The following is a 380-nucleotide window of genomic DNA, read 5'->3' on the forward strand; positions in this document are numbered from 1 at the left end:
TGCGGCACCAACCGAGATAGCGCTATCTGCAATGTTGAAGGCTGGAAAGTGATAATCGTTCCAGTAAAAATGAAGGAAATCGACAACATATCCCAGCATTATCCGGTCATACAGGTTACCTAGTGCCCCACCTAAAACGAGACATAAAGCAATCGCTAACCAACGGTCATTTTTGAGCGTGTAAACCCAACGAACAAGCGCGATACTGACGCCCAGAGCTAAGACAATAAAGAACCAACGTTGCCAGCCACCTTCATTCGCGAGAAAACTAAACGCCGCTCCAGTGTTGTGGAGCAGAGTAAAGTTGAAGTGCGGCATCACGGGCACAGGAATCGCATATTCCAACTGCGTGCTCGCTAAGTATTTGGTGTAAAGATCTA

General features: G+C 47.1%; 1 protein-coding gene. It reads right to left on the reverse strand.

What is annotated here, in order from left to right:
* A partial coding sequence (gene lspA / locus A3738_RS09950; protein WP_068763581.1) for a signal peptidase II occupies positions 1-380 on the reverse strand: 380 nt, incomplete at both ends.

Source organism: Oleiphilus sp. HI0066 (assembly GCF_001635725.1).